This window comes from Micromonospora salmantinae, assembly GCF_022230905.1.
Classification (GTDB): domain Bacteria; phylum Actinomycetota; class Actinomycetes; order Mycobacteriales; family Micromonosporaceae; genus Micromonospora; species Micromonospora salmantinae.
On record NZ_JAKKFG010000007.1, the window covers coordinates 135,130 to 157,662 of the forward strand.

Sequence of the window (22,533 nt, forward strand, 5' to 3'; positions counted from 1 at the left end):
GTGGCAGAGACGGCACCTAGTACGCAAGATGGTCACCGTGTCAGCAGGCCGTCATCGCATGCGTTCGAAACTCCACCTAGCCGCCGCCGCCGCAACGGCGGGGGTGCTCGTCGTGACGACGGGCGCGTGGTTCGGCTACCAGGAGTTGATCCAGCCCAGCTGCTCGGGAGAGATCCGACTCGCCGTGGCGGTCGCGTCCGAACTTGCGCCAGCGGTGGACGCCGCCGCGTCCCAGTGGGTCAAGGATGGCGCTGCGGTAGGCCCGACCTGCATCCGCGTCGACGTGTCCGCGTCCGACCCGGTCGACGTGGCGGCCGTGGTGGCGGCCAAGCACGGCGCTGTACTGGCCGGCGTGGGGCAGGCCAGTGGCACCGCCGTCAGCCCGGACGTCTGGGTGCCCGACTCCTCGACCTGGCTGCTGCGGTTGAAGAAGGACGCGACAGCGTTCGCTCCGACCAACGGCCAGTCCATCGCGCGCAGCCCGATCGTCGTCGCGATGCCCGAGCCGATCGCCACCCGACTGGGCTGGCCGGACAAGAAGTTCAACTGGACCGACCTGCTCAAGCAGGTCAACAACACCAGCGCGCCGCTGCGCACCGGGATCGTCGAGCCGACCCGCGACGCGGCGGGCCTGTCCGGTCTGCTCTCGCTGACCGCCGCCGCGAACAGCGCCGGCGGCGACGCCCAGCGCAACACCGTCGGCGCGCTCCGCGCACTGGCCACCGGGCGGTCCTCGCTCCGCAACGACCTGCTGGCCCGCTTCCCCACGGCCAACGACTCGACGTCCATCGCCAGCGGTCTCGGTGCGGCGGCCCTGTCCGAAGAAGACGTGATCGCGTACAACAGCAAGAAGCCGCCGGTGCCGCTCGCCGCGCTCTACATGGAGCCGGCGCCGATGCCGCTGGACTACCCGTACGCGGTGCTGCCCGGCATCGAGCCGAGCAAGGCGTCGGCGGCCAAGGTGCTGTTCGAGCTGCTCACCAGCCCGACCTTCCGTAACCGGCTCGCCGCGCAGTCGCTGCGCGCGCCGGACGGCAACTGGGGCGAGGGTTTCAAGGCGCCGCAGGGTGCTCCGAGCCCGTCCGGCGGCGCGCCGACCGCACCGGCGAACGGCGGCACCGCGGCGGGTGGCCTCGACCCGGCTGCCATCCAGCGGGTCGTCTCCAGCTGGTCGATCGCCACCCAGTCCGGTCGGATGCTCGCCGTCATCGACGTCTCCGGCTCGATGAAGGACCCGGTGCCCAGCGCCAACAACCGCAGCCGGGAGGAGGTCACCGTGGACGCGGCCCGTCGCGGCCTCGGCCTCTTCGACGACTCCTGGTCGATCGGCCTGTGGACCTTCTCCACCCAGCTGGTCGGCAACCGGGACTACCGGGAGCTGGTCCCCATCGGGCCGCTCTCCGGCCAGCGGGCCCAGTTGGAGGGCGCGCTCGCGACCGTCAAGCCCTCCAGCGGCGACACCGGCCTCTACGACACCATGCTGGCCGCGTACCAGGCGGTGCAGGAGAACTGGCAACCCGGCCGGGTCAACTCGATCGTGCTGTTCACCGACGGCAAGAACGAGGACGACAACGGCCTCAACCAGCAGCAGTTGCTCGCCAAGCTCAAGCAGATCGCCGATCCGGAGCGGCCGGTCCAGGTCATCATGATCGGTATCGGCGAGGGCGTCAGCAAGGCAGAGCTGGAGTCGATCACCAAGGTGACCGGTGGCGACGTCTTCGTCACCAAGGACCCGAGCGAGATCGGCAGCATCTTCCTCAGCGCCATCGCACGGCGTCCGCCAGCGCCGCGCTGATCCGACGCTCAGACGTCCAGGGGCCTGCCGTACCGTCGATTCGGTGTGGCAGGCCCCTTTTCGGCCACCAGGTTGTTGAAGAAAAGTGACGGCAATACGTCGGAAGCAATCGGCAGTCATAGTTGTCAAGGCAGGATGTCGACTGTTCCGGCATAGTCGGTCCGCCTCCGGTCCGACCCGTCGGCCGGGGCCATCCTGTACAGAGTGGGAGGGCCGGTGAGCGTGGCGACACTGTTGACCCCCGCCACGTCGGCGGAGCCGGACGGTCGACGCGCCGGGTTGGTGGGGCGCGCCGACGAACGGTCCTACGTCCGGGTCCTGGTGGTGCTGGACACCACAGTTCTCATCATCGCGCTGCTGATCGGGTACGTCGCCCGTTTCGGTGACGACGAACCGACCGGCTCGGAGATCCCGTACGTGCTGGTCGCCCCCGGGCTGGTGTTGGCCTGGTTGATCTCGCTCAAGGCGCTCGGCTGCTACGACGACCGGGTGATCGGCTACGGGGCGGACGAGTACCGGCGGGTCAGCTCCGCCAGCCTGCGCCTGGCCGGGGCGATCGCCATCATCGGCTACATCGCCGACGTCGGCGTCTCCCGGGGCTTCCTGGGCATCTCCTTCGCGGTGGGCACCGTCGGGCTGGAGGTGGCGCGGTTCGCCGCCCGCAAGCGACTGCACCGGGCCCGCTCGGTGGGCGCCGGCTGGTCCCGCAAGGTGCTGGTGGTCGGCGACACCGCCCACGTGTTGGAGTTGGTCCACACGCTGCGCCGTGAGCCGTACGCCGGCTACCAGGTGGTGGGCGCCTGCATCCCCGACGCGCTGCTCGCACCGGTGGCGCAGCGGCTGGGTGACGTGCCGGTGGTGGGGTCGTTCCGGGGTATCCCGGAGGCCGCCACCGCGATCGGCGCGGACACTGTCGCGGTGACCGCCTCCGGTGAGCTGACCGCGACCCGGCTGCGCCGCCTCGGCTGGCAGTTGGAGGGGACCGGCATCGACCTGGTCGTGGCACCCGCGCTGACCGACGTCGCCGGCCCGCGCATCCACACCCGCCCGGTCGCCGGCCTGCCGCTGATCCACGTCGAGGCGCCCGAGTTCCGCGGCGTCCGCAAGCTGGTGAAGGGTTTCGTCGACCGGTCCGTCTCGTCGCTGGCGCTGGCGGTGCTGCTGCCGCTGATCGCGTTCATCGCGCTGGCCATCAAACTGGACAGCCGGGGCCCGGTGCTGTTCCGACAGGTCCGGGTCGGCCGGGGCGGGCAGGAGTTCGGCGTGTTCAAGTTCCGCACCATGGTGGTGAACGCGGACGCGCTGCTCGCCGAGTTGACCGCGCGCAACGAGACCGACGGCCTGATGTTCAAGATGCGCCACGACCCCCGGGTGACCCGCGTCGGCCGGCTGCTGCGCAAGTGGTCACTGGACGAGTTGCCGCAGCTGGTCAACGTGCTGCTGGGGCAGATGAGCCTCGTCGGGCCCCGCCCGCCGCTGCCCTCGGAGGTGGCCCGCTACGACGGTGACGTGGCCCGGCGGCTGCTGGTCAAGCCCGGCATGACCGGCCTGTGGCAGGTCAGTGGCCGCTCCGACCTGAGCTGGGAGGACGGCATCCGGCTCGACCTCTACTACGTGGAGAACTGGTCCCTCGCCGCCGACCTCACCATCCTCTGGAAGACCTTCGGCGCGGTGCTGAACGGCCGCGGCGCGTACTGACCACCGGTCACGGTTGCGGGCCGGTCCAGTCCAGGCAGACGACCACCGCGTCGTCGACCAGGTCACCGGCCACGAACGCGCGCAGATCACCGATCAGCGACCGGACGGCGTCCAGGGGTGCCATCGGCCCGGTCCGCCGCAGGAACCGGTCCAGTGCCGTCTCGCCGTAGCGCATGTGCTGACCGGTGGCCTCCACCACCCCGTCGCTGACCACGAAGACCCGGTCGCCGCGCTGCAGCGGGAACGTCTGCTCGTGGTAGTCGGTCGCCTCGAACATGCCCAGCGGGAACTGCGCCTCCAGGGGCTGCTCGGTGACGTCCCCGTCGCGGAGCAGGACCAGTCGGGGCGACCCGGCGTCCACCACTGTCATCACCCCGGAGCGCAGGTCCAACTCCATCAGCAACGCGGAAAGGTGCTGTTCGCCCCGGTACAGGTCGTAGATGGCCTGATCGGCGAGGGCGGCCTGGTCGGCCAGGCTCAGCCCGGCTCGACGCGCGTTGCGCAGCGCGTGGGTGGCCAGCGAGGTGAGCAGGGAGGCCGCCACCCCCTCACCGGTGCCGTTGATGGTGGACAACCAGACCCGTTCCCCGTCGTCGGACCAGTCGAAGCTGTCGCCGCGCACCGTGTACGCCGGCTCCAACTGCCCGGCCAGACTGAACGAGGGACGGATCCGGCTGCGGCCGGGGAGCAGGTCCCACTGCATCTCAGCGGCCAGGGTGAGGCGTTGGGTGCGCCGGGCCGCCAGATAGACGTCGGTGCCGGCGGAGACCGCCGCCACCTCGTGGGCGAGCGCGGTGGCGATCTCGGCCAGCGCGGCGACGACGTCCCGGTCGTCCGCGACGGGTGACAGGCGCAGCACCCCTCGACGCTCGCCACGCATGGTGACCGGGAACCAGGCGGTGCCGTCGACCAGTATCGGCGACTGGTGGTCGAAGGCGCGCCAGGCCGGGTGCCCGGGGCTCGTGATCGAGTCGTCGTCGCCGAGTGGCAACAGCTCCGCGAGCCGGTAGTCGACCTGGAAGAGCTCGACGTCGGTGATCCCGTACGACTGGGCGAGTACGTCCCCGATCCCACCGACGAGCCGGTCAGCTGGTGTCTCGTTCAGGGCACGTCGTGCCCGATTGACCGGTTCGCTCATCGTCAGTCCTTACTGAAAGCTCGACCACCAGGAGGTTCGGAGTACTCTCGGGCCACCATGGCCGAACTGAACCGTCCGACGGACCCTGAGACGAGTATGGCTGCCGCGCTGGATGTGGCGGCCGCTGCCCTGCTGGGCATCTGGGAGTCTGCCCGGGAGGGGACCGCGAACCGCGTGTCCGGTGCCCAGTTGCGGGCGGTGATGGTGGTGGAGCAGTACGACGGGATCAACCTGCGTCGGCTCGCCACCCGACTCGACATGTTGCTCAGCTCCGCCAGCCGCCTCTGCGACCGGCTGGTCGCCGCCGGCATGCTGGAACGCGAGCCTGGCCGCTTCGACCGGCGGGAGATCTCGCTGCACCTCACCCCGGAGGCCCGCCGGCTCGTCGCCGAGCTGCGGGCCGACCGCCAGGGCCAACTCGCCGCCGTGCTGGCCGGGATGAGCCAGGAGGGCCGCGACGCGCTGCTGCGCGGGATGCGGGAGTTCGACGAGACCGCCCGCCGCCAGCAGGCGCAGCACGCGCCGGCGTCGGATGAGTCGACGGGCCAGGGGGACTGGCCGGACGACCCGGACCGGCCCGGTGGGCGGCCGGAGGACTGGTCGGGCGATTCGGGTCCGCAGACCCGAACGGGGTGGACGGGTTCGTCGGGCGGTCTGGAACGATCGGTCGGCACCACCAGGGAATGGCCGGCCGGCGGCCCGCCGGTGGCGCGTACCGCCTGATCAAGCCGGCCGGGCGGTCGCCCGTCGGTCATGCCGAGGCGCCCACGGCCAGCATCGCGATGTCGTCGTGGGCCTGCCCGCCCAGCCAGTCGTCGACCGCGCGGAGCACCTGGTCGATCAGCGCCGCCGGCGGTTGCCCGGCCGCCGCCACGAGCGCGGCCCGCAGCCGGGCCTCGCCGAACATCGCCGTGTCGCGCGGTCCGCGCGCCTCGGTCACCCCATCGGTGTACGCGAGCAGCAGATTGCCCGGATCGAGGTGCACCCGGGTCTCGGCGAACCGTGCGGCCGTCAGCGCCCCCACCGGCATGCCACCGACCCGGACCGGGGTGACAGTGCCGTCCGCGGTGACCAGCAGTGGCGCCGGGTGACCCCCGCCGGCAATGCGGAGGTCCAGCCCGGCCGGCCCCCGGTCCAGGGAACCGAGCAACAGGGTGGTGAACTGGTTGCGCCGTGCCGCGTCCGGCGCGTCGAACAGTGCCTGGTTGAGCAGGTGGATCAGCTCCAGCGGGCGTTGCTCGACGAGCCGCAGCGTCTGCAACGACTGGCGGACCCGGCCGGTCAGCACCGCCGCGCCCACGCCCTTGCCGCACACGTCGCCGAGCGCGAACAGGGCGCCGCGCGGGTGCGGAAACACCTCGTAGAAGTCGCCGCCGATGCGCAGGGTGTCGCCCGCTGCCCGGTAGCCGCCGGCCAGGCTCACGCCGGGCACGACGGGCAGCTCGGGCGGGAGCAGACTGGTTTGCAGCACCCGGGCCAGGTGGGCCTGCTCGCCGTGCAGGTCGGCGGTGGCCAGCGCGGCACCCGCGCGGGCGGCGAACTCCCGGGCCAGCTCCACGTCGCGTCTGTCGAAGCCGGCCCGCCCGGACCGACGGATGAGCAGCAGCGCGCCGGCCGACCCGCTGGCGCTGAGCAGCGGGCTGACCAGCGCCATGCCCGGTGGGCCGAACTCGGGCGGCAGCAGGTCGGCCAGGTCGGCGAGCGGGGCGTCCGGCCAGGGGCCCGGCTCGGCCCGGTCGCCGGCCAGCGCTTCGGCCAGCCCGGGCACGGAGCTGGTCAGCGCGGGGCCGGCCAGCCCGGTGATCGGGGCGGGTTCGCCGTCGGCGTACCGGATCCATCGGGGGTGCGGCTCGGCCGGCGCGGTCGGTCGGGGCAGTGCCACGGCGACGTCGGCCAGGTAGGGAACGGCGAGCGTGGTGGTGGCCAGGAGGACCTGGTCCCGGTGCAGGGCCAGCGCCAGCCGACTGCCGGCCTGGGCGAGGAAAGCGGTGCGGGAGCGTTCGGCGAGCAGGGCGTCGGCGCGGGCGTGCTCCTCGGTGACGTCGCGGACGTACCACGCCCACCGGGAGCCGGCGAGTTGCCGTCGGACGCCGCGCAGTCGCCGGCCGTGGTGGTCGGCGTCGAAGCGGTCAGCGCCGGTGGCGACCGCGCGGGCCAGGGCTGCCACCGAGCAACCGGCCAGCTCGGTGCCGGCGTCGATCTCCGGGATCAGCTCGGCCGCCATGGCGTTGACCAGGGTGACCCGACCGGCCCCGTCCGTTGTCAGCACGGCCTCGGCGAGACCGTCGAGCAGCTCCCGGGCCAACCGTTCGTCGGCTGGCAACGGGGTGCCGCCGGGTTGTTGGGTCGTGGTCACCGCCGGACGCCGGCTCGCGTCTGACGACGTGTGCGCATGCTGCTTCTCGACTCCTCACCCGGGATCGTTGCCTGAGAGCAAGGGTACCGATTCTCTCCGACAGCGGCGCACGGCGTGGGGTGGCGATCAGCCGGCGCGGGCCAGCCAGCCGGCGGGCTGGGCGACGATCCGGCGGGCCACCGAGCCGGCGGCGCCTACCGCGGCGGCCTCCGCGCCGAGCGTCGACGGGCGGACCGTGACCGGCGACCAGGCCGCGGTGAGCACCCGGGCACCGATCTCGGCGAGGACCGGGGGGCACAGCCAGGGTGCGAGCGCCGCGTAACCGCCACCGAGCACCACGGTGTCCAGGTCGAGCAGATTGACGACGCCGGCCACCGCGACGCCGAGCGCCGTTCCGGCGTCGTGCAGCGCCCGCAGCGCGTCGGCGTCGCCGGCCTCGGCCAACTCGGCCAGCCGGGCCGTCGCGGTGTCCGCCGGAAGCTCCGCCCGAGCCAGCCCGGCGGCGGCCACGATCGCCTCCTGGCCGGCGTACTGCTCCAGGCAGCCCTGCCCGCCGCAGCGGCACGGACGGCCCTCGGGGTGCACCGGAAGGTGCCCGATCTCGCCGCTCCACCCGCGTACGCCGCGAAACAGCGCGCCGTCCAGCACGATGCCCGCGCCGATGCCCACCTCGCCGGAGATGTGCAGGAAGCTGGACGTGCCGGTTGGCTGCGAGTGCAGCTCGCCGAGCGCCGCGAGGTTGGCCTCGTTGTCGACCACCAGTGCGGGGATGCCGGGCACCTGCTCGATCAGCGGGGGGTGCTCGGCGAGCAGCGCGGGCACCGGCACGTCACGCCAGCCGAGGTTCGGCGCGAGCCGGACCAGCCCGGCGTCGTCCACCAGGCCGGGCACCGCGAGCGCGGCCCCGACCAGGGTGAGGCCGCGCCGGGCGGCGTCCTCGCGGGCTGCCCCGGCCATCTCGACCAGGCGGGCCAGCGCGTCGGCGGGGGCGACCGGGCGCAGGTCGGCACGGTGGACGGTGCGGTGCCGGACCTGGCCGGCGAGGTCCACCACGCAGACCGCCAGGTAGTCCACGTTGACCTCCAGGCCGAGCCCGGCCGGCCCCTGATCGGCCAGGACCAGCCCGCGCGCCGGGCGGCCGGCGCCCGAGCGGGGCGCGGGATCGGACTCACTGACCAGCCGGCCGGCGAGCAGGTCCTCGACCACCGCGGACACGGTGGCTCTGGTCAGGCCGGTCGCGGTCGCCAGGTCGGCCCGGGAGGGAGGTCGGTCGGCCGTGGCGATCCGGCCGAGGACCAGGGCGAGGTTGAGCTCGCGCAGGCTGCCCTGACGGACTGCGCCGGCCGGGGCGTGGGTGAGGCTCACCCCTTGACAGTGCCATAGGGTGGGCAAATAATTCAATCGCTGAACAAATAGCGGACAACACCACCCCGGAGGTCGCTCATGGCACCCCGTCCCACCCCCGCCGACAAGTTCTCCTTCGGGCTCTGGACCGTGGGCTGGCAGGCCCGCGACCCGTTCGGTGACGCCACCCGTCCGGAGCTCGACGCGGTCGAGGCAGTGCACCGGCTCGCCGAGCTGGGCGCGTACGGCATCACCTTCCACGACGACGACCTGATCCCGTTCGGCGTCGACGCGGCCACCCGGGACCAACACATCGCCCGGTTCCGCAAGGCCCTCGACGAGACCGGCCTGGTGGTGCCGATGGTCACCACCAACCTCTTCACCCACCCGATCTTCAAGGACGGCGGCTTCACCAGCAACGACCGCGACGTCCGCCGGTACGCGCTGCGCAAGGTGCTGCGTCAGGTCGACCTGGCCGCCGAGTTGGGTGCCAGCACCTTCGTCATGTGGGGTGGCCGCGAGGGCTCCGAGTACGACCTCGCCAAGGACGTCCGCGCCGCCCTGGACCGCTACCGCGAGGCCGTGGACCTGCTCACCCAGTACTCCATCGACAAGGGCTACAACCTGCGGTTCGCCCTGGAGCCCAAGCCCAACGAGCCGCGCGGCGACATCCTGCTGCCGACCATCGGGCACGCGCTCGGCTTCATCTCCCAGCTGGCCCACCCGGAGCTGGTCGGCCTCAACCCGGAGGTCGGCCACGAGCAGATGGCCGGGCTCAACTACGCCCACGGCATCGCCCAGGCGCTCTGGCAGGGCAAGCTGTTCCACCTGGACCTCAACGGCCAGCGCGGCATCAAGTACGACCAGGACCTGGTCTTCGGCCACGGTGACCTGATGAACGCGTTCGCCCTGGTGGACCTCCTGGAGAACGGCGGCCCCAACGGCGGGCCGGCCTACGACGGCCCCCGGCACTTCGACTACAAGCCGTCCCGCACCGAGGACATGGACGGTGTCTGGGCCTCCGCGGCGGCCAACATGAGCACCTACCTGCTGCTCAAGGAGCGGGCAGCGGCGTTCCGCGCCGACCCCGAGGTGGTCGAGGCGCTCGCCGCCAGCAAGGTCGGCGAGCTGAGCACGCCGACGCTCGGCGACGGCGAGGGCTACGAGGAGCTCCTGGCCGACCGGTCCGCGTTCGAGGACGTCGACGTCGACGCCGTGGCCGCCCGGGGCTTCGCCTTCGTCCGGCTCAACCAGCTCGCCGTCGAGCACCTGCTCGGCGCCCGCTGAGGCCCCGCCATGCCGTTGGTCGCAGGCGTTGACTCGTCCACCCAGTCCTGCAAGGTGGTGATCCGGGACGCGGAGACAGGCGCCCTGCTCCGGCAGGGCCGGGCACCGCACCCGGACGGCACTGAGGTCGACCCGGAAGCCTGGTGGCAGGCGCTACGTAGCGCCGCCGACCAGGCCGGCGGGTTGGCCGACGTGGCGGCGATCTCCGTCGCCGGCCAGCAGCACGGCATGGTGTGTCTCGACGAGGACGGCCGGGTGGTCCGCCCGGCGCTGCTGTGGAACGACACCCGATCCGCCGACGCCGCCGCCGACCTCATCGAGGAGGCCGGCGGCGGCTCGGCCGGGAGTCGGTTCTGGGCCGAGGCCACCGGCAGCGTTCCGGTGGCCAGCTTCACCCTCACCAAGCTGCGCTGGCTGGCCACGCACGAGCCGGAGCGGGCAGCCCAGGTGGCGGCCGTCTGCCTGCCGCACGACTGGCTGACCTGGCGGCTGGCCGGCGCACCGGGGCTTGACGCGCTGCGTACCGACCGGGGTGATGCCAGCGGTACCAGCTACTGGTCGCCGGCCACCGGGCAATACCGACTGGACCTGCTGGAGCGCGGCTTCGGCCGGCGGTTGGTGCTGCCCGAGGTGCTCGGTCCGGCCGATTCGGCGGGAAAGCTGTCCGACGTACTGGGTGGGCCGGGCGGCGCGCTGCTCGGCGCGGGCACCGGGGACAACGCGGCCGCCGCGCTGGGCGTCGGCGCCGGCCCGGGTGACGTGATCGTCTCGATCGGCACCTCCGGCACCGTGTTCAGCGTCGCCGACGTGCCCGCCGCTGACGAGAGCGGCACCGTCGCGGGCTTCGCCGACGCGTCCGGCCGTTTCCTGCCCCTGGTCGCCACGCTCAACGCGGCCCGGGTGCTGGACGCCGCCGCCGCGATGCTCGGCGTCAACCTGGACGAGCTGGCCGAGCTGGCGCTCTCCGCGCCGGCCGGGGCGGACGGACTGGTCATGGTGCCCTACCTGGAGGGTGAGCGGACGCCGAACCGACCGCTCGCCACCGGTGCGGTGCACGGCCTGACCCTGCGCACGTCGACCCCCGCGCACCTGGCGCGGGCCGCCGTGGAGGGCATGCTCTGCGCGCTCGCCGACGGGCTGGACGCGTTGACCGCACAGGGTGCCACCGCCCGCCGGGTCATCCTGGTCGGCGGCGGGGCCCGGTCGGCCGCGGTGCGTCAGATCGCCCCGCAGGTCTTCGGCTGCCCGGTCGTCGTCCCGCCAGCCGGGGAGTACGTCGCCGACGGCGCCGCCCGCCAGGCCGCCTGGGTCGCCCTGGGCGGCGCCGCGCCGCCCGTCTGGGCGGTCGAGGGCACCGAGGAGTACGCGGCGGCGGCCGTCCCCGCCGTGCGGGACCAGTACGCCGCGGCGCGCGGATTGGTGCTCGACCGGCGCTGACAGTCGGGATCGACGCGGATGGGTGCCGGTCGACGGTGACCGGCACCCACCCGCGTGACGACCTCCTTCACGCGGTCTGGTTGGCTGCCGGTCATGACGGTGACCAGTGGCGGGCCCGGCCTGCGCCCGCACGGTCGGGGCGGTGGGCCGGCGCACCGGTTGTACAGCGTCGTGGTGTTCGTGCTGCTCGCCTCGCTGGACAACGTGGCGATCGGGCTGGTCCCCCCGCTGTACGGCCCGATCTCGGACGCGTTCGACGTGTCCGGGCGGCTGCTCGGCGTGGTCACCGCGGTCAGCTTCCTGGTCAGCGCGGTCGCGGCGGTCGGCTGGGCGTACGTCGGGGACCACACCAACCGCAAACCGCTGCTCATGGTGGGCACGCTGCTCTGGGCAGCCGGCACCGGCGGTAGCGCGCTCGCCGGCGGCTACCTGACGTTCCTGGCCGCGCAACTGGTCGCGGCGGTCGGCCTCGGCGCGGTCGGCTCGGTGGGCTTCTCCGTGGTCACCGACCTGATCTCGCCGACTCGGCGCGGGCTGGTGATGAGCTTCTGGGGGCTCTCCCAGGGGGTCGGCACCCTCGCGGGCACCCTCGTCGGCGGGCTGCTCGGGGCTGCCGACTGGCGGCGGCCGTTCCTGCTGTTGACCGGCGTCGGCCTGGTCGCCACGCTGGCCTACCTGTTCACGTACGACGTCCGGCGTGGCCAGAGCGAGCCGGAACTGGCCGGCAGGTTGGACGCCGGCGCCGAGTACGACTACCGGATCAGTCGCGCCGACCTGCCGCGCATCCTGGCCCGGCGGACCAACCGGTGGCTGATCCTGCAGGGTCTGACCGCGCAGGCCGCGTTCGGCTCGCTGGTCTGGCTGCCGGTGCTCTTCGCCGAACGGGCCGAGGCCCAGGGCTACTCCACGTCGACAGCGGTGGTGGTGGGCAGCGTCTTCGCCACCCTGTTCCAGCTCGGTGGGGTGCTTTCCATAGTGGGCGGGTTGATCGGTGACGCCGTGCAACGTCGTACCCCGCGAGGGCGGGCACTCGTCGCCTCGATCGGCATCCTCGCCGCGCTGCCGTTCTACCTGGTGTTGTTCTTCGTACCGGTGACCATCGACGTGCCGGACGGCGCGAGCGGCGGCGCGGTGGTGGGTGCGGTACTGGCCAGTGTGTTCACCGAGCCGTCGGTCGGGCTGAGCCTGCTCACCGCCATCGTGGCGCTCGCGTTGACGTCGGCCAACTCGCCGAACTGGTTCGCGTTGATCGCCGACGTCAACCCGCCGGAGCACCGGGGCACTGTCTACAGCCTGGGCAACCTGGTCAACGGGGTCGGTCGCGCCGCCGGCAACGGGCTGGTCGGGGTGGCCTTCCAGGCACTGCGAGCGGCATTCCCGCCACCGCTGAACTTCGCCGTCGGGCTGGCCGCTTTCCAGCTCTTCTTCATCCCGACCGGCGTCATGTACTGGCTGGCCTCGCGAACCTCACCAGCGGACATCGACAACGTGCACGACCTGCTACACACCCGAGCCAACCGCCTCTAACCCCACCCCGCGCGCCCCGCGATCTTGCGCTTACTGTCCCGACAGAAGCGACATCGGACCCATACCGACAACCGAAACTGCAAGATCGGCGCGGCGGGTGCGGGGCGGTCCACGCCGACCGGCCCGCCCGCGAGTACCGCGGGACGGGCCGGTGAGCGTTCGGTCAGCCGCGCAGCCAGACGGTGACGTCGGCCGGGACCGCGCCGTTGTCGTCCAGGGGCGCGCTGGCGGCGAGCACCTCGGCGCCGGCCGGCATCGGCACCGGGACGGCACCGAAGTTGGTCAGCACGGTCAGCTCACCGTTGCGGAAGCTCAGCACCTCGTCGCCGGAGGACAACCACTCCAGGGTGCCGCGACCCAGCCCGTGGGCACGGCGCAACCGAAGCGCCGTGCGGTACAGCTCGTAGGTCGAGCCGGGCACGTCGCGTTGGCGGTCCAGCGCGTACTCCGCCCAGAGCGCGGGCTGCGGCAACCAGCTCGCGTCGGTCGGCCCGAAGCCGTACGACGGGGCGTCGGCCTCCCACGGGATTGGCACCCGGCAGCCGTCCCGGCCGCGTTGGGTGTGCCCGCTGCGCGCCCAGGTCGGGTCCTGCCGGGCCTCGTCGGGCAGGGTGGTGTGCTCGGGCAGCCCCAGCTCCTCACCCTGATAGAGGTACGCCGAGCCGGGCAGCGCCAGCATCAGCAGGGTGGCCGCCCGGGCCCGGCGCAGACCGAGTGCGGCGTCCGGCTGCGGGTCGCCGATGCCGATGCCGTTGGGGCGTACGGTGCCGACGGGCAGGCCGAGCCGGGAGGCGTGCCGCACCACGTCGTGGTTGGACAGCACCCAGGTGGTCGGCGCGCCGACCGAATCGGTCGCCTCCAACGAACGGGTGATCACCGCGTACTGGGCCGGTGCGCTCCACGCGGCGAGCAGGTACTCGAAGTTGAACGCCTGGTGCATCTCGTCCGGGCGGACGTAGCGGGCCAGCCGCTCGGCCGGTTCCACCCAGGCCTCGGCGACCAGCACCCGCTCGCCGGGGTAGCTGTCCAGCACCTGCCGCCACTGCCGGTAGATCTCGTGCACGCCGTCCTGGTCCCACATCGGCGGGCGGGGCTTGTCGATCTCGTTGCCGGAGAGGATCTCCTGCGGCTCCTGCCAGTCGGCCAGGTCGGCCTGCTTGATGAGGCCGTGTGCCACGTCGACCCGGAAGCCGTCCACGCCGCGGTCCAACCAGAAGCGCAGCACGTCCAGGAACTCCGCGTGCACCTCCGGGTTGTCCCAGTTGAGGTCCGGCTGCCCGGTGTCGAACAGGTGCAGGTACCACTGGCCGGGCTGTCCGTCGGCGTCGACCGTCCGGGTCCAGGCCGGACCACCGAAGACGCTCTGCCAGTCGTTCGGCGGCTGGTCGCCGGCCGGACCGCTGCCGTCCCGGAAGATGTAGCGCGACCGTTCCGGGCTGCCGGGCGCGGCCGGCAGCGCGGCCTGGAACCAGCGGTGCGCCGAGGAGGTGTGGTTCGGGACCAGGTCGACGATCACCCGCAGGTTGCGGGACCGGGCCTCGGCGATCAGCTTGTCCGCGTCGGCGAGGGTGCCGAACAGCGGGTCGATGTCGCGGTAGTCGGCCACGTCGTAGCCGGCGTCGGCCTGCGGCGAGGGGTAGAAGGGGGAGAGCCACACCGCGTCCACGCCCAGCTCGACCAGGTGGTCGAGGCGGGCGGTGATGCCGGGCAGGTCACCGATTCCGTCCCCGTCCGAGTCGGCGAACGAGCGGGGGTAGATCTGGTAGATGGAGGCCTCGGTCCACCAGCCGGTGGTCTGGTGAACGGAGGGGGTCTGCTGCGTCGGGTCGGTGTTCAGGGTCGTCTCCCGTGTTGCGGTGTTTGGGTTTCAGTGTGCCCGGGGCGGTGCTGTCGAGTCCCGGACCACCAACCGAGTGGGCAGGACCATCGGAGTGTCGCAACCGGCGTCCCGCTGACTGACGATGGGGCCCGGCGGCCGGGCCCCGAGCGGGTCGAGCAGCATCTGGGCGGCCAGCCGGCCCTGCTCGGCGGCGGGCTGGGCGACGGTGCTGAGCCCGAGCACACCGGCCAGGTCGTGGTCGTCGATGCCGACCACGCTGACGTCCTGCGGCACCCGCAGTCCGACGTCGCGCAGGGCGGTCAACGCGCCCATCGCCATCTCGTCGCAGGCGGCGACGATCGCTGTCGGTGGCTCGCCGCGGGCCAGCAGCTCGGCGGTGGCCCGGTTGCCGCCGTCGATGGTGAAGGTGGACTCGATGTCCAGGGTCGGGTCGGGTCGCAGCCCGGCGGAGCGCAGTGCCGCCTGGTAACCCCGGCGTCGGTCGAGGTGGGTGGTGAAGGCCAACTCGTCGTCCGGGTCGCCGGAGATGTGGGCGATCCGGTGATGGCCGAGGTCGATCAGATGCTTGGTCGCGGCCCGCGCGGCCGCCACGTCGTCGATCCGTACGCACGGCCAGTTGGGCACCCTGCTGCCCGAGCTGATGGTGACGCCGGGCAGTTCCAGCGTGGCCAGCGCGGTCAGGTCGGCCGGGCGCAGCGGCGTGGCGACCAGCATCATGGCGTCCACCCGCTTGTGCAGGTTGGCCGTCCGCAGGACCCGCTGGCGGACCTGCTCCCGGCCGCCCAGGTTGTAGAGCAGCAGGTCGTAGCCGGACTGGTGGAGGTACTCCTCGACCGCCTCGACGACGGTGCTGAAGAACCAGCGGGTGATCCGGGGGACCACCACCGCGACCGTGCCGGTCCGGCCGCCGGCGAGCCGGGACGCGCTCGGCGAGACCTCGTAGTCGAGTTGCTCGGCGGCGGCGAGTACCCGGCGTCGGGTGGCGGCCGAGACCGTCGGTAGTCCGCGCAGCGCCCGCGAGACGGTGGCCGTGGACACTCCGGCCAGCCGGGCCACATCATCGATCCTCGTCACGGTTTCCCCCGCTCGGTGCCCGGCGCGTCCGCCGCCGCCCGAGGGGCCGGGCGGCGGCGGACGCGCGGGTCAGCCCTTGACGCTGCCGGCGAGCAGACCTCGCACGAAGAAGCGCTGCAGGGACAGGAACACGATGAGCGGTACGACGATGCTGACGAACGCGCCGGCGGTCAGGCGCTGCCACTCGTTGCCGCGGGTGCCGGCCATCTCGGCGAGTTGGACGGTGAGCGGGGCGGTCTCATCGCCGCCACCGGCGAAGATCAATGCGACCAGCAGGTCGTTCCAGACCCAGAGGAACTGGAAGATGCCGAACGCCGCCAGCGCCGGGGTGATCAGCGGCAGCACGATGGTGCGGAAGATCTTCGGGTGGGTGGCCCCGTCGACCCGGGCCGCCTCCATCAGGTCCCCCGGCAGTTGCGAGATGAAGTTGTGCAGCAGGAAGACGGCGAACGGAAGCGCGAAGCAGGTGTGCGCGAACCACACCTGGGCGAACTTCTGCTCGTCGACCAGGTCCCAGGCCGGCATCAGTGTGACGCCGCCGAGGGTGACACCGGTGGAGAAGAACTTGAGCAGCGGCACCAGGGCCATCTGCAACGGCACGATCTGCAACGCGAAGATCGCGATGTAGACCCAGTCCCGGCCGCGGAAGTTGATCCACGCGAGCGCGTACGCGGCGAGGCACGCGAAGGCGAGCGGGAAGAGCACCGACGGGATGGTGATCGCCAGCGAGTTGATGAAGGAACCGGCGAGCTGCCCGGAGGACGACGACCGCCCGAACAGGACCTGCTGGTAGTTCTCCAACGTGAACTGGGGGTTGGTGAAGGCCGTCCACCAGCCGGTGGTCTTGATCTCGTCCTCCGGGCGGAGGGAGGAGACGAGCAGGCCGAAGGTCGGGATGGTCCAGACCACCGCGATGACGATCGAGACGAGCGTCGCGGTTCGGCTGTTCAACCGCTTGCGGACCCGGCCGGCAGTGGTGGTCGGGGTGCCGTCGGTCTTCTGGGTGCCGGCGGCGACGGTGGGCGTTGCGGTGGTCATCTCAGCCCTCCCGCTGCTGACGGAGGTTGCGGATCTGGTAGATCACGACCGGGATGACCAGGATGAAGAGGAAGACCGCGAGCGCGGAACCCTGCCCGTTCTGGCCGTACCGGAACGCCTGGTTGTACATCTCGCTGGCGATCACGCTGGTGTCGTAGTTGCCGTTCGTCGAGGTCCGGACGATGTCGAAGACCTTGAGCGTGGCGATGGTGAGGGTCACCACCACGACGATCAGCGCGGGCCGGATGCTCGGCATGGTGATCTGCCAGAACATCTGCCACGGGCTGACGCCGTCGAGCCGGGCGGCTTCGACGATGTCGCCGGGGATCGCCTTGATCGCTGCGGAGAGCACCACCATGGCGAAACCGGCCTGGATCCAGACCATGATGACGATCAGCAGCAGCGTGTTCAGTGGCGATTCGAGCAGCCACTGCTTGGGCTCACCGCCGAGGCTGACCACGATCTGGTTGAGCAGACCGATCTGATCGCCGTCGCCCCGGTAGGCGTAGACGAACTTCCAGATGATGCTGGCGCCGACGAAGGAGATGGCCATCGGCAGGAAGATCAGTGACTTGGCCACCGCCTCGAACCGGGCCTTGTCCACCAGTACGGCGTAGATCAGGCCGAACCCGGTCGCCACCAGCGGGACCAGGAGCACCCAGACCAGGGTGTTGATCAGGACCCGGAAGATCGAGTCGTCGGAGAACATCCAGCCGTAGTTGCGCAACCCCACCCAGTTGGTGCTGGTCCCATCCATCAGGGAGAGCAGCGTGGTGCGGATGGCCGGTACGACCAGGCCGATGACGAGCAGCAGCAGCGTCGGCAGCAGGAAGAAGAACGCGAAGAGCCCTTCCCTCTGCTTGCGTCGGCGGGGCAGCGGGCCCCCGCCTACGGAGGCAGCGATGAGCTGCGCCTCCCGCCGGCGGGCGAACCAGGCCGGCACCACGTCGAGCAGCAGTAGGAGACCACCCACCACCAGCACGAAGGCGACCAGCCCGTACATCAGCATGAGGAGCTTCGGCTGCTGATCGGCGAAGTCGAACTCCATCAACCCTCCCTTCCGGGTCCACCTCGGCCGGTGGCCCGGTCCGCGAACGCGGACCGGGCCACCGGCCGGGATCACTTAGGCCAGCTGCTCTCGATGCCCTGGAGCACCGGGGCGGTCGCCTTGCCGTTCAGCCACTCGACCATGCCCTTCCAGAACGTCCCCGCGCCGACGGCGGCCGGCATCAGGTCGGATCCGTCGAAGCGGAACGTGCCCGTCTTGTCCTGGAGGATCTGGACGGAGAGCTTGTCGATCGGGCTGGCGACGTTGGCGATGTCCAGCTTGTTGTTCGCCGTGACCCAGTTGCCGAGCTTCGCGCGGCTGTTCACGTACTCGGCGGAGACCAGGTAGGTCTGCACCGCCTGGACCTCGGGACGGTCGGCGTAGCCGACGACGAACTCGCCAGCGCCCAGCACCGGCTTGCCCTTGGCCGGGTCGATGGCCGGGAGGTAGAAGGCGAACGCGTCGCCGTCCTCGGCCACCTTGGTGCCCTCGGGGAACTGGTTGGCGTAGAACGACGCCTGTCGGTGCATCGCGCACTTGCCGGTGGTCACCGGCAGGCCCGCCTCCTGGAAGGCGGTGGTGGTGATGCTCTTGACGCCGCCGAAGCCGCCGTTCATGTACTTGTCGTTCTTGAGGATGCTGCCGGCGCGGTCAACCGCGTCGACGACCTTCGGGTCGTTGAACGGGATGGCGTGGGTGGTCCACTGGTCGTAGACCTCGGGGCCGCCCGTCCGCAGCAGCACGTCCTCGATCCAGTCGGTGGCCGGCCAGCCGGTGGCGTCACCGGACTCGACGCCCGCGCACCACGGCTTCGTGCCGCTGGCGGCGATCTTGTCGCTCAGGGCGATGAGCTGGTCCCAGGTGGTCGGGACCTCCCAGCCCTTCTCCTTGAACGTCCTCGGCGAGTACCAGACGAAGGACTTCACGTTGGCGCCGAGCGGCACGCCGTAGAGCGTCCCGTTGACGGTGCCGTACTTCAGCCAGTCGGCCGGCATGTTCTGCTCGGCGAGGGCCTTGGTGTCGGCGCTCAGGTTCTTCAGCTTGCCGGCGTCCGCGAAGCGCTTCACCAGGCCCGGCTGCGGCACGAAGGCGATGTCGGGCGCGTTGCCACCGTCGACCCGGACGGGGAGCTGCGCCTCGAACTCGCCGCTGCCCTCGTAGTCGATCTCGATGCCGGTGCAGTCGGTGAACTGCGACCACGACCGCTCCAGCAGGTCGGCCTCGGCGTCACGGATGGACGCGTAGATGGAGACCTTCTTGCCGTCGTGGCCCTCGTACTTGTCGTATGCGGCGCACTCCGCGGAGCCCGCGTTGTTGCTCTTCTTGTCGTCGCCGGTACCGCAGGCGGTGGCGCTGAGCGCCAGCCCGAGTACACCGGCGATCACGAAGGCCTGGCGTGGTCTGGTAAAGACCGCCATGCCGTCCTCCTTCCTAGCCGGCGCGGTCGTGCTGGTGACCCGTCGCCGGTCCGATTGGGCGTGCACACATGTAAGCGCTTGCATCCGGCCCGGGTCCACCCCCTGTCAGACACGAGCGAGTAACAATCCGGAAACCTGCGGGCTGCCCTGGTGGGCGCGCTCCCCCGGGACAAGCTGGGGACTCTTTCGAAGAGTGACGATATCTGTCAGGCTGAGGGCACCGGATCGAAGGTTTTCGACATAGGAGGAGCTGTATGCGAAAGCGGTGGATCAGCCTGCTGGTGACGGGTCTCTTCGTCGGGGGAGCGCTGGTGCCGGCGACCCCGGCGATGGCCGCGCCGACCTTCAAGGTGCCGTTCCCGTGCGGCCAGTCCTGGTCCGGGCAGACCCGGTCGGACCACAGCCCGGCGTACGCCGTCGACTTCAACCGCACCAACGATCAGGGCGACCCGGTGGTGGCGAGCGCCCCCGGCACCGTCGACCGGGTGACCGACCTCGGCGGCACCAGCTACGGCAAATACGTCAGAATCAACCACGGGGGCGGTTACAGCACCTACTACGCGCACCTCAACGGCTTCAACGTCTCGGTCGGGCAGACGGTCGGGTACGGCAAGGTGCTCGGCTGGGTCGGCACCACCGGCGGATCGACCGGCCCCCACCTGCACTACGAGCAGCGCCTCAACGGCGCCGACATCCAGGTCCGCTTCAACGGCACCCTCGCGCTCTACTGGGGCAGCAAGAGCTACACCAGTAACAACGGGTGCTCCTCGGGCAGCGGCAACGGCACCGTCGACACCAGCGGCACGCCACTGACTGTCCGCTCCGGCCCCGGCACCGGGTACGCCTCGGTGGGCACCGTCGCCGACGGCACCCGGGTGACCATCGCCTGCCAGACCAGTGGCACCACTGTCACCGGCACGTACGGCACCAGCTCGATCTGGGACCGGATCGGCTCCGGCCGCTACATCGCCGACGCGTACGTGTACACCGGCTCCGACGGCTACATCCCTGGCGTGCCCCGCTGCTGACCCGGTGACGGCCACGGTCCCCGGCGGGCACCCCCGCCGGGGACCGTGCGGTCAGTTGTTCAGCTGCCAGATCGACAGGTTCAACGCGGCGGCGAAGGTGACCCAGGCCCAGTACGGCAGCAGCAGCGCCGTCGCCACCCGGGACACCCGGGCGAACAGCACCACGGTCAGGCCGATCGCCAGCCACATCAGCACGATCTCGGCGAACGCCAGACCGTACTGCCCGGCGCCGAAGAACAGCGGGGTCCAGATCGCGTTGAGCACGAGTTGGGCCGTCCAGGCCCAGAGGGCGGGGGAGAAGCCGACCCGGCGCCAGACCAGCCAGCCGGCCACCGCGATCAGCGCGTAGAGCAGTGACCAGACCGGGCCGAACAGCCACGACGGCGGTGCCCAGCCGGGCTGCCGCAGGTTCGCGTACTCCTCGGTGGTGCCCTGCACGCCCAGCCCGCCGATCGCGGCCGCCACGAAGACCGCCGCCGCGAAACCGGCGAGGGCCCACCACGCTCGCCGCCCGGAGGTCGCCGGCGCGTCCTGAGATATCTCCATGGTCGAGATATTTCCTCTCGGGGTCGGCTCAAACCGCCGAGCGGGAGGGCGGTTCACCGGGCCGGCCACCCACGAAAAAGCGCCGGGATCGCCACGGCCGGTGCTTCTGTCGGGAGGACGAAGCTCCGGTCGCGGCGACCCCGGCGGGTCCCGTTGTCAAGGCGTATGAGCGCTAATTGAAGATGCTGACACCACCCGGGCCGACCAACAGCCCGACGACGATGAGGACGATGCCCCACAGGATCTGCCGGCGGAACAGCGCGAGGATGCCGGCGACCACGAGTACGACTGCGAGAATCCAGAGAATCAGCTCCATGACCTCTGACTACCCGACTGGCCGATCGGGGAAACCTGGTCGGTGTCGAGTTGATCGCCAACGTGAAAGACGCTGTACGCCTGCTTGATCACCGGGTGCGCGACGTTGCGGACGCGTACCCCGCCGGGGGTCGTGCCGCGCTCGGTGCCGGCGTGCGCGTGCCCGTGCACGGCCAGCGCCGTGGGCGCCGAGTCGATCGCCTGCCCCAACTGGTACGACCCCAGGAACGGGTAGATCTCCAACGGCTCGCCGGCCAGCGTGTCCGGCACCGGCGAGTAGTGGGTGAGCGCGACCAGCATGTCGCAGTCCAGTGAGCGCAGCGCCGCACCGAGACGGTCCGCGCTGTCGGTGGTGGTCCGCACGAAGGCCTTCATCTCCGGCTCGCCGAAGTCACTGGCACACCGCCCGGCGAACCCGCCGCCGAAGCCCTTGACGCCGGCGATGCCGAGCCGGCCACCGGCGCAGTCCAGCACGACGCCGTTGCCCTCGAGCACTGTGATGCCCGCGTCCTCCAGCACCTTGACCACCTGTGGCACCTGGTCGCACTGGTGGTCGTGGTTGCCCAGCACTGTCACCACCGGTACGGCCAACCCACCGAACTCCTCTGCCACGCAGCGCGCCTCGGCCTCGGTGCCGTGCCGGGTCAGGTCCCCGGCCAGCAGCAGCACATCGGCGCACTCCGGCAGCTCCTCCAACGCCGGTCGGAACCGGCCGACCACGTCCTCGTCCAGATGCACGTCGCCCACAGCGGCAATCCGGATCACCATGGAACCTCCCTCAGGGCAGTTGCTCGATCTCCGTGGGCGCTTGGGCGCGGATCACCCCGATGTCGCTGGTGACCGGCACGTCCGGGAAGCGCTCGGACACCCGACGCAGGATCTCCTCCCGCCGGTGCGGACTCTCCACCTCGCCGTAGAGCACGAGGGCGCGTTCCCGTCGAACCACTGTGATCCCCTGTTCGGCGACGGCGGGGTCCTCGACGAGCAACCGTTGGATCTCCGCCTCGACGTACTCGTCAGGTGGCCCGGCGTCGATGTCGCGATGGTGGGTCACGATGTCCCCTCTCCTGGCTGGGTGCCGGCGGCCGGCACCACCTCCAGCCGGTCCAGCAGCACCAGGAACGCCTCGGCGTACGGCGAGTGCTGCGTCTCCTTGCGTACCCGTTCCCAGTCGATCTGCTCCCGCAGCGAGCGGGCCAGCGGGAGCCCGCGGGCGAAGTCGCAGTAGTGCTGGGAGAAGCTGAGCAGTTTGTGCACCATCAGCTGGGTCGCGGACAGCACCGGCATGCGAATCGCGTCCACCGGTCGGATGACCGTGTCGGTGAACGTCTCCTCGGTGACCGGTGTCTCGATCGGCCGGTGGATCAGGTCCACCATCCGGTCGTCGTCGAACACCTTCACCAGCCAGTCCTCCGGTGGACGCTCGGCGACGAAGCCGGCGGCCACCAGGGCTTCCAGTGCCTCTTCCACGTCGGCCTCCCGAATCAGGAAGTCGACGTCGTGATCGCTGGAGTGGCCTCCGTGGGCGTAGACCGCGAAGCTGCCGCCCAGGGCGAACGGAATTTCGGACTGCTTGAGCACGGCGGCGACCTTCTTGAGGGTGTGCACAAGACTCTCGTCTCCGCGCTCAGCCATCTGGTTCCT

General features: G+C 71.3%; 19 protein-coding genes and 1 pseudogene. 7 read left to right on the top strand and 13 right to left on the bottom strand.

Going from position 1 to position 22,533, the window contains the following annotated elements; translation table 11 throughout:
• Positions 1-37: 37 nt before the first annotated feature.
• Together PSH03_RS06585 and PSH03_RS06590 are read left to right on the top strand one after the other, a co-directional pair.
• On the top strand, positions 38-1,795 hold the full coding sequence (locus tag PSH03_RS06585) for a substrate-binding domain-containing protein (protein WP_210786109.1): 1,758 nt from the start codon (positions 38-40) through the stop codon (positions 1,793-1,795).
• Between the two features lie 216 nt (positions 1,796-2,011).
• Complete coding sequence (locus PSH03_RS06590) at positions 2,012-3,493, top strand: sugar transferase (RefSeq protein WP_210786110.1); 1,482 nt, start codon at positions 2,012-2,014, stop codon at positions 3,491-3,493.
• 7 nt (positions 3,494-3,500) lie between these two features.
• Here PSH03_RS06590 and PSH03_RS06595 read toward each other — a convergent pair whose 3' ends face one another.
• Positions 3,501-4,631 (bottom strand): PP2C family protein-serine/threonine phosphatase, encoded by a 1,131-nt coding sequence (locus PSH03_RS06595; RefSeq protein WP_210786111.1) that lies wholly within the window; start codon positions 4,629-4,631, stop codon positions 3,501-3,503.
• A gap of 96 nt (positions 4,632-4,727) precedes the next feature.
• On the opposite strand from PSH03_RS06595, the gene PSH03_RS06600 reads away from it, so the two are divergent.
• Positions 4,728-5,354: a MarR family winged helix-turn-helix transcriptional regulator gene (locus PSH03_RS06600; protein ID WP_210786113.1), complete on the top strand. Its 627-nt coding sequence runs from the start codon at positions 4,728-4,730 to the stop codon at positions 5,352-5,354.
• Between the two features lie 28 nt (positions 5,355-5,382).
• On the opposite strand, the gene PSH03_RS06605 is transcribed toward PSH03_RS06600, so the two are convergent.
• Both PSH03_RS06605 and PSH03_RS06610 read right to left on the bottom strand, forming a co-directional pair.
• Positions 5,383-6,987, bottom strand: a complete 1,605-nt coding sequence (locus PSH03_RS06605; protein WP_238688549.1) for a PP2C family protein-serine/threonine phosphatase — start codon at positions 6,985-6,987, stop codon at positions 5,383-5,385.
• A gap of 126 nt (positions 6,988-7,113) precedes the next feature.
• Positions 7,114-8,352, bottom strand: a complete 1,239-nt coding sequence (locus PSH03_RS06610) for an ROK family transcriptional regulator (protein WP_238688550.1) — start codon at positions 8,350-8,352, stop codon at positions 7,114-7,116.
• A 78-nt stretch (positions 8,353-8,430) separates the two neighbouring features.
• Here PSH03_RS06610 and xylA point away from each other — a divergent pair, with 78 nt between their 5' ends.
• The 3 genes from xylA (at position 8,431) to PSH03_RS06625 (ending at position 12,582) form a co-directional block, all read left to right on the top strand.
• Positions 8,431-9,618, top strand: coding sequence for a xylose isomerase (gene xylA / locus PSH03_RS06615; RefSeq protein ID WP_210784534.1), 1,188 nt, complete (start codon positions 8,431-8,433; stop codon positions 9,616-9,618).
• A gap of 9 nt (positions 9,619-9,627) precedes the next feature.
• Positions 9,628-11,055 (top strand): xylulokinase, encoded by a 1,428-nt coding sequence (xylB, locus tag PSH03_RS06620; RefSeq protein ID WP_238688551.1) that lies wholly within the window; start codon positions 9,628-9,630, stop codon positions 11,053-11,055.
• A gap of 93 nt (positions 11,056-11,148) precedes the next feature.
• Positions 11,149-12,582 carry an MFS transporter gene (locus PSH03_RS06625; protein WP_238688552.1) on the top strand — a complete coding sequence of 478 codons (1,434 nt, stop codon included), beginning with the start codon at positions 11,149-11,151 and terminating at the stop codon, positions 12,580-12,582.
• A gap of 163 nt (positions 12,583-12,745) precedes the next feature.
• Here the strand turns inward: PSH03_RS06625 and PSH03_RS06630 are convergent, their stop codons facing one another.
• The 5 genes from PSH03_RS06630 to PSH03_RS06650 all read right to left on the bottom strand — a co-directional run bounded on the left by PSH03_RS06630 (position 12,746) and on the right by PSH03_RS06650 (position 19,000).
• Positions 12,746-14,419 carry a glycoside hydrolase family 13 protein gene (locus tag PSH03_RS06630; RefSeq protein WP_238688617.1) on the bottom strand — a complete coding sequence of 558 codons (1,674 nt, stop codon included), beginning with the start codon at positions 14,417-14,419 and terminating at the stop codon, positions 12,746-12,748.
• A gap of 30 nt (positions 14,420-14,449) precedes the next feature.
• Positions 14,450-15,496, bottom strand: coding sequence for a LacI family DNA-binding transcriptional regulator (locus PSH03_RS06635; RefSeq protein WP_210784537.1), 1,047 nt, complete (start codon positions 15,494-15,496; stop codon positions 14,450-14,452).
• Positions 15,497-15,565: 69 nt separating this feature from the next.
• The gene (locus PSH03_RS06640) at positions 15,566-16,534 is read right to left on the bottom strand and encodes a carbohydrate ABC transporter permease (protein WP_210784538.1); all 969 of its coding nucleotides are present in this window, start codon (positions 16,532-16,534) and stop codon (positions 15,566-15,568) included.
• 1 nt (position 16,535) lies between these two features.
• Complete coding sequence (locus tag PSH03_RS06645) at positions 16,536-17,582, bottom strand: carbohydrate ABC transporter permease (RefSeq protein ID WP_210784539.1); 1,047 nt, start codon at positions 17,580-17,582, stop codon at positions 16,536-16,538.
• Positions 17,583-17,653: 71 nt separating this feature from the next.
• Positions 17,654-19,000, bottom strand: a complete 1,347-nt coding sequence (locus PSH03_RS06650; protein WP_238688553.1) for an ABC transporter substrate-binding protein — start codon at positions 18,998-19,000, stop codon at positions 17,654-17,656.
• Positions 19,001-19,254: 254 nt separating this feature from the next.
• Here PSH03_RS06650 and PSH03_RS06655 point away from each other — a divergent pair, with 254 nt between their 5' ends.
• On the top strand, positions 19,255-20,028 hold the full coding sequence (locus PSH03_RS06655) for a M23 family metallopeptidase (RefSeq protein WP_238688554.1): 774 nt from the start codon (positions 19,255-19,257) through the stop codon (positions 20,026-20,028).
• 51 nt (positions 20,029-20,079) lie between these two features.
• On the opposite strand, the gene PSH03_RS06660 is transcribed toward PSH03_RS06655, so the two are convergent.
• The 5 genes and pseudogenes from PSH03_RS06660 to PSH03_RS06680 all read right to left on the bottom strand — a co-directional run.
• Positions 20,080-20,574: a TspO/MBR family protein gene (locus PSH03_RS06660; RefSeq protein WP_238688555.1), complete on the bottom strand. Its 495-nt coding sequence runs from the start codon at positions 20,572-20,574 to the stop codon at positions 20,080-20,082.
• A gap of 172 nt (positions 20,575-20,746) precedes the next feature.
• On the bottom strand, positions 20,747-20,890 hold the full coding sequence (locus PSH03_RS06665; RefSeq protein ID WP_007464364.1) for a GPGG-motif small membrane protein: 144 nt from the start codon (positions 20,888-20,890) through the stop codon (positions 20,747-20,749).
• Positions 20,881-21,657 (bottom strand): metallophosphoesterase family protein, encoded by a 777-nt coding sequence (locus PSH03_RS06670; RefSeq protein ID WP_091405690.1) that lies wholly within the window; start codon positions 21,655-21,657, stop codon positions 20,881-20,883. The genes PSH03_RS06665 and PSH03_RS06670 overlap by 10 nt, the downstream gene beginning before the upstream one ends.
• Positions 21,658-21,667: 10 nt before the next feature.
• Positions 21,668-21,943, bottom strand: coding sequence for a hypothetical protein (locus tag PSH03_RS06675; RefSeq protein ID WP_112676011.1), 276 nt, complete (start codon positions 21,941-21,943; stop codon positions 21,668-21,670).
• A pseudogene (locus PSH03_RS06680) lies at positions 21,940-22,527 on the bottom strand (nucleotidyltransferase family protein); the annotation flags it as partial. The gene PSH03_RS06675 and the pseudogene PSH03_RS06680, both read right to left, overlap by 4 nt.
• Positions 22,528-22,533 lie beyond the last annotated feature (6 nt).

Coding starts and splice junctions, on each gene's coding strand:
- PSH03_RS06655 (WP_238688554.1), top strand. CDS start 19,255: ATGCGAAAGCGGTGGATCAGCCTGCTGGTGACGGGTCTCTTCGTCGGG.
- xylA (WP_210784534.1), top strand. CDS start 8,431: ATGGCACCCCGTCCCACCCCCGCCGACAAGTTCTCCTTCGGGCTCTGG.
- PSH03_RS06660 (WP_238688555.1), bottom strand. CDS start 20,574: ATGGAGATATCTCAGGACGCGCCGGCGACCTCCGGGCGGCGAGCGTGG.
- PSH03_RS06645 (WP_210784539.1), bottom strand. CDS start 17,582: ATGGAGTTCGACTTCGCCGATCAGCAGCCGAAGCTCCTCATGCTGATG.
- PSH03_RS06665 (WP_007464364.1), bottom strand. CDS start 20,890: ATGGAGCTGATTCTCTGGATTCTCGCAGTCGTACTCGTGGTCGCCGGC.
- PSH03_RS06625 (WP_238688552.1), top strand. CDS start 11,149: ATGACGGTGACCAGTGGCGGGCCCGGCCTGCGCCCGCACGGTCGGGGC.
- PSH03_RS06595 (WP_210786111.1), bottom strand. CDS start 4,631: ATGAGCGAACCGGTCAATCGGGCACGACGTGCCCTGAACGAGACACCA.
- PSH03_RS06670 (WP_091405690.1), bottom strand. CDS start 21,657: ATGGTGATCCGGATTGCCGCTGTGGGCGACGTGCATCTGGACGAGGAC.
- PSH03_RS06600 (WP_210786113.1), top strand. CDS start 4,728: ATGGCTGCCGCGCTGGATGTGGCGGCCGCTGCCCTGCTGGGCATCTGG.
- xylB (WP_238688551.1), top strand. CDS start 9,628: ATGCCGTTGGTCGCAGGCGTTGACTCGTCCACCCAGTCCTGCAAGGTG.
- PSH03_RS06640 (WP_210784538.1), bottom strand. CDS start 16,534: ATGACCACCGCAACGCCCACCGTCGCCGCCGGCACCCAGAAGACCGAC.
- PSH03_RS06650 (WP_238688553.1), bottom strand. CDS start 19,000: ATGGCGGTCTTTACCAGACCACGCCAGGCCTTCGTGATCGCCGGTGTA.